Annotated in this window: 17 protein-coding genes; 9 read left to right on the top strand and 8 right to left on the bottom strand. The window is 69.4% G+C overall.

What is annotated here, in order from left to right; all coding sequences use genetic code 11:
• Positions 1-449: 449 nt before the first annotated feature.
• Entirely contained in the window at positions 450-965 is a 516-nt protein-coding gene (locus FGX59_RS21860; RefSeq protein ID WP_171060769.1) for a MarR family winged helix-turn-helix transcriptional regulator, read from the bottom strand.
• Positions 966-1,144: 179 nt separating this feature from the next.
• Between FGX59_RS21860 and FGX59_RS21855 the strand changes: the two genes are divergently transcribed.
• Genes FGX59_RS21855 through FGX59_RS21845 form a run of 3 tightly spaced genes read left to right on the top strand, consistent with a single transcriptional unit; the run spans position 1,145 to position 5,486 of the window.
• On the top strand, positions 1,145-3,490 hold the full coding sequence (locus FGX59_RS21855; protein ID WP_138469247.1) for a xanthine dehydrogenase family protein molybdopterin-binding subunit: 2,346 nt from the start codon (positions 1,145-1,147) through the stop codon (positions 3,488-3,490).
• Positions 3,487-4,308 (top strand): xanthine dehydrogenase family protein subunit M, encoded by an 822-nt coding sequence (locus FGX59_RS21850; protein WP_138469246.1) that lies wholly within the window; start codon positions 3,487-3,489, stop codon positions 4,306-4,308. The genes FGX59_RS21855 and FGX59_RS21850 overlap by 4 nt, the downstream gene beginning before the upstream one ends.
• Positions 4,305-5,486, top strand: coding sequence for a 2Fe-2S iron-sulfur cluster-binding protein (locus FGX59_RS21845; RefSeq protein WP_138469245.1), 1,182 nt, complete (start codon positions 4,305-4,307; stop codon positions 5,484-5,486). The genes FGX59_RS21850 and FGX59_RS21845 overlap by 4 nt, the downstream gene beginning before the upstream one ends.
• A gap of 554 nt (positions 5,487-6,040) precedes the next feature.
• Here the strand turns inward: FGX59_RS21845 and FGX59_RS21840 are convergent.
• Genes FGX59_RS21840 through FGX59_RS21820 form a run of 5 tightly spaced genes read right to left on the bottom strand, consistent with a single transcriptional unit; the run spans position 6,041 to position 9,413 of the window.
• Positions 6,041-6,739 carry an energy-coupling factor ABC transporter ATP-binding protein gene (locus tag FGX59_RS21840; protein ID WP_206078409.1) on the bottom strand — a complete coding sequence of 233 codons (699 nt, stop codon included), beginning with the start codon at positions 6,737-6,739 and terminating at the stop codon, positions 6,041-6,043.
• The gene (cbiQ, locus tag FGX59_RS21835; RefSeq protein ID WP_138469243.1) at positions 6,739-7,449 is read right to left on the bottom strand and encodes a cobalt ECF transporter T component CbiQ; all 711 of its coding nucleotides are present in this window, start codon (positions 7,447-7,449) and stop codon (positions 6,739-6,741) included. The genes FGX59_RS21840 and cbiQ overlap by 1 nt, the downstream gene beginning before the upstream one ends.
• Positions 7,446-8,006 carry a cobalamin biosynthesis protein CbiL gene (locus FGX59_RS21830; RefSeq protein WP_138469242.1) on the bottom strand — a complete coding sequence of 187 codons (561 nt, stop codon included), beginning with the start codon at positions 8,004-8,006 and terminating at the stop codon, positions 7,446-7,448. The genes cbiQ and FGX59_RS21830 overlap by 4 nt, the downstream gene beginning before the upstream one ends.
• Positions 8,003-8,638, bottom strand: coding sequence for a cobalt transporter CbiM (gene cbiM / locus FGX59_RS21825; RefSeq protein WP_138469241.1), 636 nt, complete (start codon positions 8,636-8,638; stop codon positions 8,003-8,005). The genes FGX59_RS21830 and cbiM overlap by 4 nt, the downstream gene beginning before the upstream one ends.
• Position 8,639: 1 nt before the next feature.
• The gene (locus FGX59_RS21820) at positions 8,640-9,413 is read right to left on the bottom strand and encodes a DUF4198 domain-containing protein (protein WP_240722638.1); all 774 of its coding nucleotides are present in this window, start codon (positions 9,411-9,413) and stop codon (positions 8,640-8,642) included.
• A gap of 156 nt (positions 9,414-9,569) precedes the next feature.
• Here FGX59_RS21820 and nikR point away from each other — a divergent pair, with 156 nt between their 5' ends.
• Positions 9,570-10,091, top strand: a complete 522-nt coding sequence (gene nikR / locus FGX59_RS21815; RefSeq protein WP_138469240.1) for a nickel-responsive transcriptional regulator NikR — start codon at positions 9,570-9,572, stop codon at positions 10,089-10,091.
• 446 nt (positions 10,092-10,537) lie between these two features.
• On the opposite strand, the gene FGX59_RS21810 is transcribed toward nikR, so the two are convergent.
• Together FGX59_RS21810 and fdxA are read right to left on the bottom strand one after the other, a co-directional pair.
• Positions 10,538-11,326 carry a ferredoxin--NADP reductase gene (locus FGX59_RS21810; protein WP_138469239.1) on the bottom strand — a complete coding sequence of 263 codons (789 nt, stop codon included), beginning with the start codon at positions 11,324-11,326 and terminating at the stop codon, positions 10,538-10,540.
• Between the two features lie 11 nt (positions 11,327-11,337).
• Positions 11,338-11,676, bottom strand: coding sequence for a ferredoxin FdxA (gene fdxA / locus FGX59_RS21805; RefSeq protein ID WP_138469238.1), 339 nt, complete (start codon positions 11,674-11,676; stop codon positions 11,338-11,340).
• A 128-nt stretch (positions 11,677-11,804) separates the two neighbouring features.
• On the opposite strand from fdxA, the gene FGX59_RS21800 reads away from it, so the two are divergent.
• The 5 genes from FGX59_RS21800 to FGX59_RS21780 all read left to right on the top strand — a co-directional run bounded on the left by FGX59_RS21800 (position 11,805) and on the right by FGX59_RS21780 (position 16,798).
• Entirely contained in the window at positions 11,805-12,095 is a 291-nt protein-coding gene (locus FGX59_RS21800; protein ID WP_171060768.1) for a DUF971 domain-containing protein, read from the top strand.
• A 61-nt stretch (positions 12,096-12,156) separates the two neighbouring features.
• Positions 12,157-13,899: a fumarate reductase/succinate dehydrogenase flavoprotein subunit gene (locus FGX59_RS21795; protein WP_138469236.1), complete on the top strand. Its 1,743-nt coding sequence runs from the start codon at positions 12,157-12,159 to the stop codon at positions 13,897-13,899.
• Positions 13,900-13,913: 14 nt separating this feature from the next.
• On the top strand, positions 13,914-14,156 hold the full coding sequence (locus FGX59_RS21790; RefSeq protein WP_138469235.1) for a ferredoxin family protein: 243 nt from the start codon (positions 13,914-13,916) through the stop codon (positions 14,154-14,156).
• 7 nt (positions 14,157-14,163) lie between these two features.
• On the top strand, positions 14,164-15,120 hold the full coding sequence (locus FGX59_RS21785; RefSeq protein ID WP_138469234.1) for a HEAT repeat domain-containing protein: 957 nt from the start codon (positions 14,164-14,166) through the stop codon (positions 15,118-15,120).
• 307 nt (positions 15,121-15,427) lie between these two features.
• Positions 15,428-16,798, top strand: a complete 1,371-nt coding sequence (locus tag FGX59_RS21780; protein ID WP_138469233.1) for an ABC transporter substrate-binding protein — start codon at positions 15,428-15,430, stop codon at positions 16,796-16,798.
• Positions 16,799-16,815: the final 17 nt, after the last annotated feature.

The raw sequence follows: 16,815 nt of genomic DNA, 5'->3' as shown, positions 1-16,815 counted from the left end.
CAGCTTGTTGCAGCCCCAGGTCGCGAAGGCCGAAACGCCCAGCAGCTCGGCATGGGCGATGTTCAGGAACCCTTCCACCCGGCGCGTGAAGGAAAAGCCGATCGTCGCCAGGATCAGGAAGCAGCCGGTCACGAGTCCGGTCAGGACGAACTGGAAGAACAGTGTCATGGCGCCTGCTCCGGCCGCCCCTGCCCGGGGCCTCGGCAAGAGGAGATCGCCCGGCCGCAGGAACTGCGGCCGTTGGGCCTTGCGTGGGTCATCATGCCTCCGTGTCTGATATTATGCAGTGTGCTCCTCTTTTTTCCGGAGCACAAAGGAATATCTCGGATCCAGCTTCATCTCGGCGGTGATGGCGGGAGGCTTGCCGAAAATTTATGCAGTACGCTCCCTATTTTTCCAGACCCTGTCCGGAGGGCTGCGCCTGCGGCGGGCGCCGGAGCGCCCGCGGGTCATTTCATCGGCGCGCGGGAATGGCCGTTATTGGCTTCGATCATCTTGCGCAGGAGCTGCATGAAGATGTCGTGCTCTTCCTCGCTCAGCGGCGAGACCAGCTTGTCCTGCGCCGCCTCCATCTGCGGGCGCACATCGCGGACGAAGGTCCGGCCGGCCTCGGTGATTCGCACGACTCGGGCGCGGCGGTCCTCGATCGAGGGCTCGCGGGTGGCCAGGCCGCGGCGCACCAGCCGCTTGATGACATCGGCGCCGCTGGTGCGGTCGATCCCCACCGCCTTCGACAGCGAGAGCTGGTCGAAGGCCTCGCCGGAATAGAGCACCGAGAGCACCGCATACTGCACCGCTGTCAGGTCGAGCCCGTCACAGGCCTCGGCGAAAAGTCCCATGTGGATCTGGTGCAGGCGGCGTACCAGATAGCCCGGCCGCCCCCAGAGGTCGTCGTATTTCGTCTGGCCGAAGGGGCTCTCCTCCGCGGGGGGCTGTGTCGTATCGCCGGGCATTTCCTGCGCCATGAAGTTCTCCGTCATTGAAAGCACAAAACCTGGGCTTTTGGCGTCTGCAAGGCGCGGCCCGGAGGCACGGCACTTGCTCTGCCAAGATTGAGACGTATACTCCCCATTAAAACGGGACTGTGCAGAGGCAAGTATTTGCAGACCCCGAGCGTACAAGTCAACAACAGGGAACCGGCAGCATGACGACCGGAATAGGCGCGCGGGTTCCGCGCAAGGAAGATGCCAGGCATCTGAAAGGCAAGGCGCAATTCGTCGGCGACATCAAGGTCGCCGGCTGCTGGGAGGCCGCCTTCGTGCGCTCGCCCCTGGCCCATGCCCGGATCCGCGGCATCGCCAAGCCCGCGGGGCGCGAGGCGCAGGTCTTCACCGCCGAAGACATGGCCGACCTCCGGCCGATCCGCTGCGAATCGACGCTGCCGAGCTACAAGGTCTCGGACTATCCGGCGCTGGCGACCGGCAAGGTGCGCTTCGCCGGGGAATGCATCGCCATCTGCATCGCCCCCACCCGCGCCGAAGCCGAGGATCTGGCCGAGGCGGTCGCCGTCGATCTCGATCCGCTGCCGCCGGTTCCCGACATCGCAACGGCGCTGGCCGGGGATCCGCCGCTCCTCCACGAGGACTGGGGCGACAACCTCTTCCTGACGACACGCCATGACGGCGACCTGGACGAGGCAAAGGCCCGCGCCGCGGTGGTGATCGAGCGCAGCTACGAGACCGCGCGCCAGGCGATGAACCCGATGGAGGGCAAGGGCGTGCTCGCCCAGTGGGACCACCGCGCCGAGCAGCTCGTCGTCCATACCTCGACCCAGGTGCCGCACCTGATCCGCACCGGGCTCTCCGAGGCGCTCGGGCTCGACCAGTCCGACGTGCGCGTCATCGCCCCCGATGTCGGCGGCGGCTTCGGCTACAAATGCGTGCTCCAGCCCGAAGAGCTCTCGGTCGCCTGGGTCGCGCGCCGCACCGGCCGGGCGATCCGCTGGACCGAGGACCGGCGCGAGCATCTGACTGCGGGCGCCAATACCCGCCAGCACAGCTACAAGCTGACCGCCTATGCCGATGCCGAGGGGCGGCTCCTGGGGCTCGACGCCGATATCTGGGTTGATGTCGGCGCCTATTCGGTCTGGCCCTTCACCGCCTGCCTCGAGGCGGCGCAGGCCGGGGGCAACCTGCCCGGCCCCTATGATCTGGGCGCCTATGCCTGCCGGACCTATTCGGTGGCGACGAACAAGCCCGGCTTCACCCCCTATCGCGGCGTGGCGCGGCCCGGGGTCTGCTTCGCGATGGAGCTGACCATGGATGCGATCGCCCGCGCGGTCGGCAAGGACCCGCTGGAGGTGCGCTGCCTCAACCTGGTCCCCGGCGCGGCGATGCCCTTCACCAATGTCACCGGCAAGTTCTACGATTCCGGCGACTACCCCGCGGGCGCCCGCGCCGCCGCGAAGCTGATCGATGCCGAGGGCTTCCGCGCGCGCCAGGAGGCCGCCGCCGCCGAGGGGCGCTATCTGGGGCTCGGCTATGCCAGCTTCACCGAGCAGTCGGCCCATGGGACCAAGGTCTTCGCCGCCTGGGGCCTGCCGCTGGTGCCCGGCTACGAACAGGCGATGGTCAAGCTCGCCCCCTCCGGCGCGGTGGAGGTCCGCTCGGGCAACCACTCCTTCGGCCAGGGGCTCGAGACCACCATCGCCCAGGTCGCCTGCGACTGGCTGAAGCTCGACATCTCGCGGGTCAAGGTGACGATGGGCGATACCGGGCTGACCCCCTATTCGACCGGCGCCTATGCCTCGCGCGGCATGGTCATGGCCGGGGGCGCGGTGTCGAAAGCCGCCGAAGAGCTGGCGCGGCGCCTGCGCATCCATGGCGCGCATCTGCTGCAATGCGCCCCCGAGGACACCGAGATCCGCGACGGCGCGGTCTGGAACGGCCAGGCCTCGGTGGATTTCGCCGCGATCGCCGATGCCTGGTACCTGCATCCCGACCGGCTGCCCGAGGACGTCAACACCGCCGGGCTCGAGGTGACGGAGGGCTACAAGCCCGAGATCGACACCGGGCTCTTCACCTATGCCACCCATGCCGCCATCGTCGAGGTCGATCCCGAAAGCGGCCGCACCGAGATCCTCGACTACGTGATCTTCGAGGATTGCGGCCGCCGGGTGAACCCGATGATCCTGGAGGGCCAGTCCTATGGCGGTGCCGCCCAGGGCATCGGCTCGGCGCTCTTCGAGGAGACGCTCTATGATGCATCGGCGCAGCCGCTGACCTCGACGCTGGCCGATTACATCCTGCCCGGCCCGGCCGAGCTGCCCGGCTTCCGGCTCGGCCATGCCGAGACGCTCTCGCCCTATTCGCGCCATGGCATCAAGGGCGTGGGCGAAGGCGCGGCGATCGCGCCGGCCGGGGCCATCGTCAATGCGATCAACAACGCGCTGGCGCCGCTCGGCGCCGAGCTGACCCGCATTCCCGCCACCCCGCATCGCGTGCTCGACGCGATCCTCGACGCCCGCGCCGCAAGAGAGGCCGCCGAATGAAACCCGCCGCCTTCGACCATCTCAGCCCCGAGAGCCCGGCCGCCGCTGCGGCAATGCTCTCTGAGGGCACCCGCATCCTCGCCGGCGGGCAGTCGCTCGGCCCGATGCTGAACCTGCGCCTGGCCCGTCCCGAGCGGCTGGCCGGGCTCTCCGCCCTGGCCCAGCTGCGCGACATCCGCGAGGAGCGCGGCCGCATCATCCTCGGCGCCGGCGTCACCCATGCCCGGATCGAGGATGGCGACAGCCCGGTCGCGCTGCCGCCGATGCTGCGCCATGTCGCCCGCGGCATCGCCTATCGCGCGGTCCGGAACCGCGGCACGGTCGGCGGCTCGCTCGCCCATGCCGATCCCGCCGCCGACTGGGTCACCGCGCTGACCGCGATGGGCGCCGAGGTCGTGCTCCTTTCCGGCAGCGGGGCGGAGCGCCGCGTCGCCTTGCCGGGCTTCGTCCGGGGCGCCTACCGCACCGCGCTCGGCCCGCAGGAGATCATCTCGGCCGTCGAGATCCCCGCCGCCATGCGCGATGCGCTCTGGGGCTATCACAAGCTCTGCCGCAAGGTGGGTGAATTCGCCGACGCGATCGGCGCCATCGCCGTCCATCCCGCCAGCGGCCATCTGCGCCTCGTCGCCGGCGCCACGGGCGGCGCGCCGCTCGTCCTGTCCGGCCTCGGGGACGGCATTGCCCGCAGCGGCGCCCATCCCGGGCCCGCCGCGCTCCGCTCCGCCCTGGCCGCGGCGCTGCCCGGCGCCGACCGGGTCAAGCTCCAGCTCCTCGCCACCGCGCTCGACCGCGCCATCGCAAAGGTGATCCCCGCATGAATGCCCAGAGCCTCGTCTCCGCGGAGACCGCCGCCGAGGCGCCCCGCGCCATCCCCGTGCGCCTGACAGTCAATGGCCGGGCGGAGGAGGTTCTGGCGACCCCGCGCACGCAGCTTGCCGAGATCCTGCGCGACAAGCTCGACCTGACCGCCACCCATCTGGCCTGCGAACAGGGCGTTTGCGGCGCCTGCACGGTTATGGTCGACGGCCGCCCGCAGCGCGCCTGCCTGACTTTCGCCGCCGAGTGCGACGGCGCCACGGTCGAGACGCTGGAAGGCTGGGAGGGCGACGCGCTGATGGACCGGCTGCGCGCCGCCTTCGCCCGCAACCACGCGCTGCAATGCGGCTTCTGCACGCCGGGCATGCTGGCGACCGCGCGCGACCTCGCGGCCCGTCTGGAGACCGCGGACGAGACCCGGATCCGCCACGAGCTGTCGGGCAATCTCTGCCGCTGCACCGGCTATGTCGGCATCGTCGCGGCAATCACCGAGGTGATCGCCGAGCGGGATGCCGCCGGGATCGCGCCCGTTGCCCCGCCGCCCCTGCCCGAGCCCGCTCCGCCCGCGGGCTTCGCCCCCTTCGAGCCGGTCGCCGCGCCCCAGCCCGAGGCCGCCATCCCGCAGGGCGAGACCCGGACCGAGGATGGCTGGACGATCGTCCGGCGCAGCTTCGTGCTCGATCATCCCGCCGACGCGGTCTGGGCCGCCTTCCGCGATCTCGCCACGGTCGCGCGCTGCCTGCCCGGGGCCGAGCTCGGCAGCACCGACGGCGACCGCTTTGCCGGCCATGTCGCCGTGCGTTTCGGGCCGATCACGGCGCGGTTCGAGGGCGAGGGCCTCTTCGCGGCCGATGACGCCGAACGCCGCGGCACGGTGACCGGCCAGGGCAAGGACCGCGGCGGCCAGTCGAGCGTCGCCGGCGAGCTGGGGTTCGCCGTGGCCGAAGGCGCGTCCCCCGGCACCTCCGAGGTCGCCGCCGAGCTGCGCTTCCGCATCGAGGGACGGCTCGGCCAGTTCAACCGCCCCGAGCTCGTGAGCGGGCTGGTCGACCACCTGCTGGCGGAATTCGCGGCGAACTGCTCGGCGCTGCTCTCCGGCGGGCCGATGCGCGAAAGCCGCGGGATCAGCGTCTGGGCGCTGGCCAGGGCCGCCATCGCCGGGCTTTTCCGCCGCCGCTAGCGGCGGCGCCGGACAGGGGGCGCTGGCGGCAGCCGCGGGCACCATTGCGGGTCCTTCCGGTCCCGGGGGCGGGCGAGGCCATTGTCAGGCCGCAGAAAGACGCCCAGGGCTCACTCGCGGCGGGACCCTGTTCTGCGTTGACCGGAGCCGCTCAGGATGCGGCCGCTTTCGGAGCAGTTCGGAGCAGTTCGGAGCAGTTCGGAGCAGTTCGGACCAGCTTCCTGCTCCTGATTTGCGGCCATCCAGCCAGCTGGACCAGGTCAGCAGCCTGTCGCGTCCGGCGGTGCGGCTTTCGGCGCCGCCGCTCCTGCTCTACCTGCCCGTCTCGCTATTCCAGCGGCTTGCCAAGACACCGGCCCGGGCCATGCCCAACATTTCCCGATGCACCATAAGTCAGGACGCCCTGATCCGCAGGAGCGGCGTCCGGAAAGGGCGATCCCGCCCGCAACCCGCCCGCGCAAGGCAGAGCGCCGCGCGCCCTGACGCCCTCCGGGCCTGTACCGGAGGGTGGCAGTTCGGCGCATCCGAAGGCGGCCCCGCTCTCCCTTGTCCCGTCAGGCGCGGTGGAGATGCGGATGGGTGTGGACATGGGCGTGGACATGGATCTCGGCCGCCTCCAGCTGCCCGTCCGACAAGAGCATCCCCCGCGTCGCGATCCGGGTGACGAAGGCCTCGTCATGCGAAACCAGGATCATCGCCCCGCCGAAGCCCGCGAGCACCTCCATCAGCCGCGCGCCATTGGCCGCGTCGACCCCGTTCGTCGGCTCGTCGAGGAGCAGCAGGTCGGGCGACATCGCCAAAAGCCCCGCCAGGCAGACCAGCCGCTTCTCGCCGCCCGAGAGCTTGTGGGTGATCCGCTCCGCCAGATGGCCGAGCCCCAGCCGCTCCAGCGTCGCCGCGGCGGTGGCGCGCGCCTCCGCCTCGCCCTGGCCGAGATTGAGCGGGCCGAAGGCCACGTCCTCGATCACCGTCGGGCAGAAGAGCTGGTCGTCGCTGTCCTGGAACAGGAACCCCATGCGGCGGCGCGCCTTGCGGAACTCTGCCTCGCTGCGGCAGTCCTGCCCGAAAAGTGCCACGCGGCCGCGCTCGGGGCGCTCCAGCCCGGCGAGCGTGCGCAGGAGCGTGGTCTTGCCCGCGCCGTTCGGCCCGACGATCGCCAGCCGGTCCCCGGCCTCCAGCGCCAGCGTCACCCGGTCGAGCACCCTGCGCCCGTCGCGGGCGAGCTCCACCCCGTCCAGTTCGGCAATCGCCATCATGTCTTGTCCCATAGCAGAAGAAGCCCGGCCAGGATAACCAGCCCCGCCCCCGCCAGCCAGTCCGCGGCGGCAGGCGGCGGCAGCGCGCTGCCGGGGAAGCGCCCGGCATAGCCGCGCATCCGCATCGCCTCGTCGACCCGCTCGGCCCGGGCCACAGCGCGCAGGAGCAGCATGCCCGTCATGTTGCCGTAGCTGCGCCAGGTATGGCGGTTCGAGCCGGGGCGGAAGGCGCGCATCCGCATCGCGTCCTGCAGCCGGGCGAATTCGGCGCGGATCAGCCCGAGATAGCGCACCAGCCCGAGGAAGATCCGCACCATCGCCTCGGGCAGGCCGAGGGCGCGCAGCGCCGCGCCCAGCCGCGCGGGCTCGGCACGGGCGAAGAAGAGCGACAGCAGGAGCACCGAGCCCGAGACCTTCGCCGCCAGCACCAGCACCCGCAGCACGCCCTCGCGGCTGGCGGCAAGCGGGCCGATCCGGAACAGCGTCTCGCCCGGGATGGTGAAGGGCAGCGTCAGGAAGAGGAGGACCAGGAAGGCCTCCAGATGCAGGAGCCGCCGCCAGGGCAGCGTCCGTTCCGCCGCGAGCACCAGCGCCAGCACGAGGCCCAGGTAGCAGGCGGCCGGGCCGAGCCCCGCGACCGGCGTCATCAGCAGGATCGCCGCCAGCGCCGAGACGAGGCGCAGCCGCAGGTCGCCGGGCCGGATCACGTCCGGCGTCCGCGCGCCCAGAGCGCGATCCCGGCAATGCCGAAGAGCAGGCAGACCGCCGAGATCCGGTCGGTCAGCCGCATCCGCGCATCCATCTGCTCGATCCGCTCCAGAAGCGGGGCGACCTGGCGCTCGACCGCGGCCTCGACCATCGCCTCGGTCAGCCCGCCCTGCGCCGCCGGAACGGGCGGCGGCGCAGTGGCCGGGGCCGCTGCCGCGGCGCCTGGCGCGAGCTGGCCGGGCGCGAAACGCTCGGGCGGCAGCTCGGCGAAGGCGATATGCCCCTCGCCGGAATTGACCGTGATCCGCAGCGCGCCGGTCACCGGATCCGGCAGGGCGAAGGCAAAGCTGCCATCCGTGCCCGTCGTGCCCGCCGCGATCTCCGCCCCGGCCATTTCGGCGCTCCAGGCCGCGCCGCGCGGGCGCCCGCCGCCGACGAAGAAGCCGTAGCCCGAGACCTCCGCCCCTTCGACCTTGGCGAAGACCCGCAGGCTATGCGCCGCCGCCGGTCCCGCCAGCCAGAGCGCGGCGGCCAGGGCCAGGAGGGCGCGGATCACGCCTCCGCCTCCGCGACGGCGCCGGTCTGCGGCAGCAGCAGCTCGGGCGCGGCGCGCTTGAGAAAGCCGATCACCGCGGCGCAGACCACCGCCTCGCCGAGCGCCAGCGGCAGGTAGGTCGCCAGCAGCACCCGCGCCACCGGCACGTAGTCCGAGGAGGAGAGCCAGAGCGACAGCGCCACCAGCCCGCCGGTCGCCAGCACCGCCGCCGCCGCGCCGAGCCCGCCAGCCAGCGCCGCGCGCACGGGCGCCGCCGCGCCGCGCACATAGCCGCCGATCGCCAGCGCCACGAGATAGCCCGGCAGCGCGATATTGACCGTGTTGACGCCCAGCGTCGTCAGCCCGCCGAAGCCGAACATCACCGCCTGCAGCGCCAGCGCCGCCGCCACCGCCGGGAAGATCCCCGGCCCCAGCACCAGCCCCATCAGGGTCGAGAGCAGCAGGTGCACGCTTGACGGCCCGACCGGAATCGAGACCAGCGAGGCAGAGAAGAACACCGCCGCCAGGATGGCGATGCGCGGGATGGCGCGGTCCTCGATCTGCCGCAGGCCCAGCCCGATCCCCGCCGCGGCCAGCGCGCCGCCGCCGGCCAGCACCGGCAGCGAGAGAAGCCCGTCCTGGATATGCGCCATGCTACTCCACCGCCTTGGCATTGACCCAGATCAGCGCGCCGAGCTCGACCGGCACCTCCTCGCCCTCGGGCGAGACCATGGGCGCATCGGCCTCGACCAGCGCGGCGAAGCCCCACCAGCCCGCGACCGGCATCGCATAGGTGAAGGTGCCATTGGCATCGGCCTTGATCACCTGGGTGATGTAGAGGTCGTTCGGCGCCGCGATGCCCTGGTCATTGACGAACTCCACCTCGATCTCGGCGAAGGGCACCGGCGCGCCGTCCCGCATCACCACGCCGGAGAAGACATTCCCGGCCCAGAGCGAGGTCGGCTGCGACAGCGGCATGATCTCCACCGGCAGCCCGGCCATCGCGTCCCAGCCCTCGCCCGAGCCGAAGGCGTCGACCACGACCTTGGAGTAGTGGATGATGAACTTGCCCTCGGCGGGCTCCCAGTAGGGGGCGGGCTCGACATAGAAGACCGCCGCGCCGGGCTCGTCGAGCCTCTGCCGCAGCCGGTAGGCCTCCGCCCCCCTGCCCGGCAGCGGCTCGAGCGCGCCGGTCAGGTCGGTCGTCTCGCCATGGAACACCATCCCGGCCGCCGCCGGGGGCGCCATGTCCATCGCCGGGCCGCCCTCGAACGGATGGGTGAAGACCATGTCGAGCTCCACCTCGCCGCCCTCGGGCAGCATGTCGGCAGAGGGCAGGATCTCCTGGAAATGCGCGGCGGCCGGGGCGGCGGCGAGCATCGCGGCCGCCAGTCCCGCGGGAAGGCTGCGGGTCATCCGGTTGAGCATCTGGGTCCTTTCCCGGCCGGCGCGGGCCGTGTCTTCGGTATGATTTTTCCAAGCATTAGTCATACCAAGTCACGGACGGCAAGGGGGGGCAAGCTTTTCGGTGCAGCTTGCCGCACCTGCTGCTAGGTTGCCGGGCAGATGGCATGCGAGGGGAAGATGCGACGCATCACGATTACGCTTTCAGACGACATCGCCGCGGCGCTCGACCAGTACATGGAGGAGAGCGGCGCCGGCAACCGCTCCGAGGCGATCCGGGATCTGGTGCGGCGGGCGATGCTCAGCCGCCAGGACGGGCCGGAGGATGCCGACTGCCTGGGCGTGATGACCTACACGGTCGACCAGAGCGTGCGGAACCTCGGCGCGCGGCTGGCGCAGCGGCGGCTGGACGCGCATGACCGGCACGTCGCCTCGCTTTCGGTGCCGCTCGACCATTCGGCCGCGCTGGAAGTGGAAGTGACCCGAGGCAAGCTCGGCGTCATCGGCGCGGCGGCAGAGGCGCTGTTCCTCGAGCGCGGGGTGGCGCATGGCTCGTTGGCGCTGGTGCCGGTCAGCCAGACCGGCACCGCCCATACCCATGACCATGTCCATGGCAGCGGCGAGCCGCATCGCCATATCCGGGTGCGGCAGAGCTTCGCCCCCGCGAAGCAGGCGGCGAAGGACCCGGCCGAGAGCGACTGAGCGGCGGCTGGGATCATTGCGCAGGCGCCTGGGACGCTCTGGGCTGGAGGCTGAGTCGGCGCGGCCGCGCCCCTCGGGCGCGGCTTAACGGGAACATTCGGGACTCTCGGGCGCGTGGCTGGACGGGAACGCTCAAGGCCCTCCTGCAAGCGGCTAAACGGGAATGATCAGGCCTCATGGGCGAGAGCCACTGAGCGGGAGCGCTCCGGCCCGCTATGCAGACGGCTGAGTGAGGGCGCGCAAGACCCGCGGGCGAGAGGCCGAGCCGGGGCGCATAGGAACCCTGAGCTGGCGCCTGAGCTAGGACGCTCAGGACTTTTTCAGGGACCGCTGAACGAGGGTGCCGGTCACCCAAGGGCAGGCGGAACGGGGGCGCTCAGGTTTTATATGGGTGCGACTGAGCGGGGGCGCTCAGTTTTTTTAACAAGGCGACTGAGCGGGGGCGCTCAGTCGACGAACGCCTTCTCGACCACGAACTCCGCCGGGGCGCTGTTGGCGCCCTCCGACAGCCCCGCCGCCTCGCAGAGCGCCATGATGTCCTTGTTCAGCGCGAGGTTGCCGCAGATCATCACCCGGTCCTCCGCCTTCGACCAGGGCGCCAGCCCGAGCCGGCCGAAGATCTCGCCCGAGCGGATATGGTCGCTGATCCGCCCCTCGATCGCGGAGGGCTCGCGCGTGGTGGTCGGATAGTAGCGCAGCTTCTCGCCCACCAGCTCGCCGATCAGCGGATCGCCCGGCAGGTCCGCGACGATCTTGGCGCCATAGGCCAGCTCCGCGCCGGTGCGGCAGGTATGGGCCAGCACCACCTCGTCATGGCGCTCCCAGGTGTCGGGATCTCGCAGGAGCGAGGCGAAAGGCGCGACGCCGGTGCCGGTCGCCACCATCCAGAGCCGCCGCCCCGGCAGCAGCGCGTCATGTACGAGCGTGCCCACCGGCTTCGGCCGCAGGATGATCTGGTCGCCGGCCTCGATCTTCTGCAGCCGCGAGGTCAGCGGCCCGCCGGGCACCTTGATCGAGTAGAATTCCAGCTCGTCGTCCCAGGAGGGCGAGGCGATCGAATAGGCGCGCAGCAGCGGCTTGCCGTCCTCCTTCAAGAGGCCGATCATCACGAATTCGCCGGAGCGGAAGCGCAGGCTCTGCGGCCGCGTCACCCGGAAGGAGAAGAGCGTGTCGCTCCAATGGGTCACGGCGGTCACGGTCTGGGCGTCGGGAAGGGTGCGTTGGGCAATCGTCATCTGCAGGCTCCTCAGGCGGCTTCGGCAGGGTTCTCGGAGAAGATGCGGGCGAGCTTGCCCTGCTGGCCGTCGAGCGCCTCGGCCCCGGGCAGCGGATCCTTCGCCTCGGTGATGACCGGCCAGAGTTCGGCATACTTGCCGTTGAGCGCGACCCAGGGCGCCATGCCCTCCCCGGTATCGGGGCGGATCGCGTCGGCGGGGCATTCGGGCTCGCAGACGCCGCAGTCGATGCATTCGTCGGGATGGATCACCAGCATGTTCTCGCCCTCGTAGAAGCAGTCCACGGGGCAGACATCGACGCAGTCGGTGTATTTGCAGCCGATGCAGTTATCGGTGACGGCATAGGTCATTTGGCTTGGTCCTCGCTGTTCGCTGTCCTCCTCTTGCCGCTGCAATGCGGCATCCGTCCGTCAAGGAATTGCTATTCCGGCGCATCCGCCCGCGGGCAGTCTCTGGGGGACGAAGCGAAAGGACCCCCATGCTCGACGAACTGGTGACCACCCCGGACCGCAGGATGCTGCGGCTGATCTGGACCGACGCGGCGGAGACCGCGCTGCCGGCGGACTACCTGCGCCAGGCCGCCCGCGATGCCTGGAGCCTGCGCGAGCGGCTCGACACCGGCGGCATCGCCGCTGCGCCGGATCTGGAGATCACGGCCCTGCAGGAGGTCGGGGACTACGGCGTGAACGTGCATTTCTCCGACGGGCACGAGCGCGCGATCTACCCCTATTCCTACCTGCGCGAGCTTTCCGACGGGTTTGGCAAGTAATTGACATCGGCCCTGCCGCAACGCGGCGAAGCTGGCAGGGACAGCGAACAGGACAGCAATCATGGACGAGATACTCGACGGCCTGACGCAGATCGACTGCGACATCCTGGTGATCGGCGGCGGCACGGCCGGCCCGATGGCCGCCCTCAAGGCCAAGAAGAAGAACCCCCAGGCGAATGTCGTGCTTCTGGACAAGGCCAACGTCAAGCGCTCGGGCGCGATCTCGATGGGGATGGACGGGCTGAACAACTCCGTCATCCCGGGCTACGCCACGCCCGAGCAGTACACCAAGGAAATCACCATCGCCAATGACGGCATCGTCGACCAGGCGGCGGTCTACCGCTACGCCCAGGAATGCTACGGCATCATCCGCGAGCTCGACGGTTTCGGCATCCGCTTCCAGAAGGACCAGAACGGCGAATACGACGTCAAGAAGGTCCACCATATCGGCACCTACGTGCTGCCGATGCCCAATGGCGACACCGTCAAGAAGGCGCTCTACCGCCAGCTGAGGAAGTCGCGGATCAACGTGGTCAACCGCTACATGGCGACCCGGCTGCTGACCGGCGAGGGCCGCATCGCGGGGGCGATCTGCGTCAACACCCGCACCGCCGAATTCCTGGTGATCCGCGCCAAGGCGGTCATCATGGGGCTGGGCGCAGCCGGGCGGCTGGGCCTGCCGACCTCCGGATACCTCTTCGGCACCTACGAGAACCCGTCGAATTCCGGCGAGGGCTACTCGATGGCCTATCACGCGGGCGCGGGGCTGGCGAACCTCGAATGCTACCAGATCAACCCGCTGATCAAGGACTATAACGGTCCCGCCTGCGCCTATGTCGCCGGGCCGATGGGCGGCTATACCTCGAATGCCCAGGGCGAGCGCTTCATCGAATGCGACTACTGGTCGGGGCAGATGATGCAGGAATTCTACGACGAGCTGCAGTCCGGCAAGGGCCCGGTCTTCCTCAAGCTCAACCACCTGGCCGAGGAGACCGTCAGCGAGATCGAGCGCGTTCTGCACATCGTCGAGCGCCCGACCCGCGGCCATTTCCACGCCGGGCGCGGCACCGACTACCGCAGGCAGATGATCGAGATGCATATCTCGGAAATCGGCTTCTGCTCGGGGCATTCGGCCTCCGGCGTCTTCGTCGACGACCATGCCCGCACCACCATCCCCGGCCTCTATGCCGCCGGAGACATGGCGAATGTGCCGCATAACTACATGCTGGGCGCCTTCACCCATGGCGCCTTCGCCGGCGAGGATGCGGCCGACTTCATGGGCGAGGTGGATTTCGCCGAATTCGACCTGGCCGATGTCGAGGCCGAGCGCGCCCGCGTGCTGGCGCCGACGAAGCGCGACGACGGCATTCCGCCGAACCAGATCGAGTACAAGACCCGCCGCCTGGTCAACGACTACCTGCAGCCGCCGAAGGTCACCGCCAAGATGGAACTGGCGCAGAAGCGCTTTGCCGAGGTGCGCGAGGACATGGAGCAGGGCATGGTGGCCCGCGACGCGCACGAGCTGATGCGCGCGCTGGAGGCGGCCTCGATCCTCGATTGCGCCGACATGGCCGCGAGCGCCTCGCTCTACCGCACCGAAAGCCGCTGGGGCCTCTACCACAACCGCGTCGAATACGCCCGCGACGACGAGAACTGGTTCTGCCACACGCTGCTGACCAAGGGCGCGGACGGCCTGCCCGCGCATGAGAAGCGCGCGGTCGAACCCTATGTCGTCGACATCGCCGAGGACGAGAAGGACGCCTACTACAAGCAGCGCGTCGATGCCTCCGTGGCCGCAGAGTAACAAGGACAGCCATCATGCCCCTGGTACAGACCGCCACCTCCGTTCCCGTCACCATCGATGACGCCAAATGCATCGCCGACAAGGGCTGCACCGTCTGCGTCGATGTCTGCCCGCTCGACGTGCTGCGCATCAAGGAGCTCGCCGACGGCACAAAGACCGCCTACATGAAATACGACGAATGCTGGTACTGCATGCCCTGCGAGGCCGACTGCCCGACCGGCGCCGTCACCGTCACCATCCCCTACCTGCTGAAGTGAGGACCAGATGACGGCTATCTTCGAGGATTTCTCCGATATCGACGACCTGGCAGAGGGGCTGGACGATCCCTCTGCCGGCGGCCGCATCATGGCGGTGATCGAGCTGGCCGACAGCGCCGATCCCGCCGCGATCCCCTTCCTCGCCCGCGCCATTGCCGACGAAGATGCCGGGGTGCGCCGCCAGGCCGCCCAGGCGCTTACCGATTTCGACGGGCCCGAGACCGCGGCCGCGCTGGTCGGCGCGCTCGGCGATCCGGTGGCGGAGGTGCGCGAGGCGGCGGCGCTGAGCCTGACCGAGCTGAAGGACCCGGCGGCGGGCGACGCGATCCTGCCGCATCTTTCGGGCGGCGGCGATTTCGCCCTGACCGCCTGCCTCGAGGGGATCAAGGAGCTGCGCCGCCCCGAGGCGATGGCCCCGGCGATTGCCGCGCTCGACGCCCCGGCCCCCGCGATCCGCGTGGCGGCGGTGGGCGTGATCGGCTGGCTGCAGGATCCGGCGGCGCTGCCCGCGCTCTGCGGCGCGGCCACAGACGGCGAGACCCAGGTCCGCAAGGCCGCGCTGCTGGCGCTCGGCTTCTCGGACGATCCGGTCGCGCAGGAGACGCTGGTCGCGGCGCTCGGCGATCCCGAATGGCAGGTGCGCGAGGCGGCGGCCGAGACCCTGGCCAAGTCCGGCGGCCCGGGCTGCGTCCCTGCCCTGACCGCGGCGCTCGGCGACGCGTTCTGGCAGGTGCGGCTCAAGGCCGTGCGCTCGCTCGGCAAGCTCGGCGCCCGCGAGGCGGCGATGCAGATCGGCCCGATGATGGATCTGCCGATCCCCAACCTGCGCAAGGAATGCGCCGCCGTACTCGGCGAGCTGGCCGTGCCCGAGACCCGGCGCTTCCTCGATCCCTATGCCGACGACACCGATCCCGACGTCCGCAAGAATGTCCGATGGGCGCTGGAGCGCATCGGGACCGCCTGAAAAGCCAAATAATTGAGCAGTCTGAACGACCCTCCCGGAGCCCCTCCGGGAGGGTCGTCATGTCTTACAGTTGGCTATCTAAGTTATTGTTTTTATTATTTATTACTGTTTACCAAAAGAATCATTCCCGCCTTTGAAGGGATGCGAAACCCGGTCGGGAATGGGGCAGAGGCCGAATTTACCGCTCAAATATTAGGAGTCTTGAGAATCCGTCCCGCCCGCCCCCGGAGCATCCTTCCCGCAGCGGCGGCGCGCCCGAATAATGAGATTCATAAGAATGAAAACCGACCAACAGGAGACAGCACGAATGCGAGTCCGGATCCTATCCGCCACGTCGCTGGCCGCGGGCCTGGCCCTCTTCTCTGGCACCGCCTGGAGCGAGACCATCACCATCGGCATCGGCCATCAGAGCACGGTCACCAACACCGTCCCCGGCGGCATCATCATGGAGAAGCTCGGCCTTCTCGAAGAGTACCTGCCGCATGACGGCAAATATGCCGATGCCGATTACGACATCATCTACCGCGACTACACGTCGGGTCCGCCGATCACCAACCAGATGATCGCGGGCAAGCTGCAATTCGGCGTGATGGGGGACTATCCGCTGATCGTCAACGGAGCCACCTTCCAGGCCAATGGCGGCGACGAGTCGCTCCTGATCGAGATCACCGGCTACAACCTCAAGGGCACCGGCAACGGCGTCGTGGTCCCGGTCGCGTCGGACGCCTATTCGCTGGAGGATCTGAAGGGCAAGAGCATCTCCGCCCCGTTCGGCTCGGCCGCCTGGGGGATGCTGCTGTCGGTGCTCGACCGCGAGGGCATGTCCGACGAGGTCAAGCTGGTCAACCAGAGCCCGCCCGTCGGCGTCAACAACATCGCCGTCGGCCGCATCGACGCCCATGCGGACTTCACCCCCTGGTCGGAGGTGATGGAATTCCGCGGCACCGGCCGCAAGGTTTATGACGGATCCGAGGCGGACATCCCGACCTTCCACGGCACCGTCGTTCTGAAATCCTTCGCCGAGGAATATCCCGAGATCGTCGATGCCTACATCAAGGCGACGCTGGCGGCGCAGGACTGGATCGAGGAGGACCCGATGAACGCCGCCATCAAGGTCTCGGAATGGACCGGGATCGAGAAGGAGGTGCTCTATCTCTACTTCTCCGAGGGCGGCATCTCCACCTTCGAGGCCTCGCTGAAACCCGAATGGATCGAGAGCCTGAAATCGAGCCATGCGCTGCTGATGCGCGAGCGCGACGTGCCGCCGCTGGATTTCGGCAAATGGGTCGATGACAGCTATGTCCGCGCGGCGATGGCCGAACATGGCGACGACTACGACGCGATGGTCGCTTCCGTGGTCGACACCGCCACCGCCAACGAGGGCCGCCCGGCCGAGATCTGGCATCCGCGCGACGGCATCAGCCGCTATGACAGCATGGACCAGTTCTTCCAGAGCCTCGCCGCGATCCGCGACTCGGGCTTCGCCCCGCTCGCCAGCTATGTCTACGACGCCAAGACCGGGCTGAAGCTCTTCGGCAAGTCCGCCTTCTATGCCGAAAGCCCCGAGGGCGCCTATGCCGCCTTCCTCAAGAAGTCCGATGCCGAGGCGGCCGCCGGGGCCGAGGGCGGCAAGGTCGTCGCCTATGCGGATATCCTGGACGGCTACGCCAGCCAGTAACCCCGTCGCCACCAGCG

It is taken from the genome of Poseidonocella sp. HB161398 (assembly GCF_005870025.1).
Classification (GTDB): Bacteria; Pseudomonadota; Alphaproteobacteria; order Rhodobacterales; family Rhodobacteraceae; genus Mangrovicoccus.
Note: the sequence above shows the minus strand (reverse complement) of the source record. Positions and strands in the feature narration are given on the sequence as shown.

What these genes read in the sequence shown, in the direction of transcription:
- FGX59_RS21860 (WP_171060769.1), bottom strand. Translation starts at nt 965, where the DNA reads ATGGCGCAGGAAATGCCCGGCGATACGACACAGCCCCCCGCGGAGGAG.
- FGX59_RS21855 (WP_138469247.1), top strand. Translation starts at nt 1,145, where the DNA reads ATGACGACCGGAATAGGCGCGCGGGTTCCGCGCAAGGAAGATGCCAGG.
- FGX59_RS21850 (WP_138469246.1), top strand. Translation starts at nt 3,487, where the DNA reads ATGAAACCCGCCGCCTTCGACCATCTCAGCCCCGAGAGCCCGGCCGCC.
- FGX59_RS21845 (WP_138469245.1), top strand. Translation starts at nt 4,305, where the DNA reads ATGAATGCCCAGAGCCTCGTCTCCGCGGAGACCGCCGCCGAGGCGCCC.
- FGX59_RS21840 (WP_206078409.1), bottom strand. Translation starts at nt 6,739, where the DNA reads ATGGCGATTGCCGAACTGGACGGGGTGGAGCTCGCCCGCGACGGGCGC.
- cbiM (WP_138469241.1), bottom strand. Translation starts at nt 8,638, where the DNA reads ATGGCGCATATCCAGGACGGGCTTCTCTCGCTGCCGGTGCTGGCCGGC.
- FGX59_RS21820 (WP_240722638.1), bottom strand. Translation starts at nt 9,413, where the DNA reads ATGCTCAACCGGATGACCCGCAGCCTTCCCGCGGGACTGGCGGCCGCG.
- nikR (WP_138469240.1), top strand. Translation starts at nt 9,570, where the DNA reads ATGCGACGCATCACGATTACGCTTTCAGACGACATCGCCGCGGCGCTC.
- FGX59_RS21810 (WP_138469239.1), bottom strand. Translation starts at nt 11,326, where the DNA reads ATGACGATTGCCCAACGCACCCTTCCCGACGCCCAGACCGTGACCGCC.
- fdxA (WP_138469238.1), bottom strand. Translation starts at nt 11,676, where the DNA reads ATGACCTATGCCGTCACCGATAACTGCATCGGCTGCAAATACACCGAC.
- FGX59_RS21800 (WP_171060768.1), top strand. Translation starts at nt 11,805, where the DNA reads ATGCTCGACGAACTGGTGACCACCCCGGACCGCAGGATGCTGCGGCTG.
- FGX59_RS21795 (WP_138469236.1), top strand. Translation starts at nt 12,157, where the DNA reads ATGGACGAGATACTCGACGGCCTGACGCAGATCGACTGCGACATCCTG.
- FGX59_RS21790 (WP_138469235.1), top strand. Translation starts at nt 13,914, where the DNA reads ATGCCCCTGGTACAGACCGCCACCTCCGTTCCCGTCACCATCGATGAC.
- FGX59_RS21785 (WP_138469234.1), top strand. Translation starts at nt 14,164, where the DNA reads ATGACGGCTATCTTCGAGGATTTCTCCGATATCGACGACCTGGCAGAG.
- FGX59_RS21780 (WP_138469233.1), top strand. Translation starts at nt 15,428, where the DNA reads ATGCGAGTCCGGATCCTATCCGCCACGTCGCTGGCCGCGGGCCTGGCC.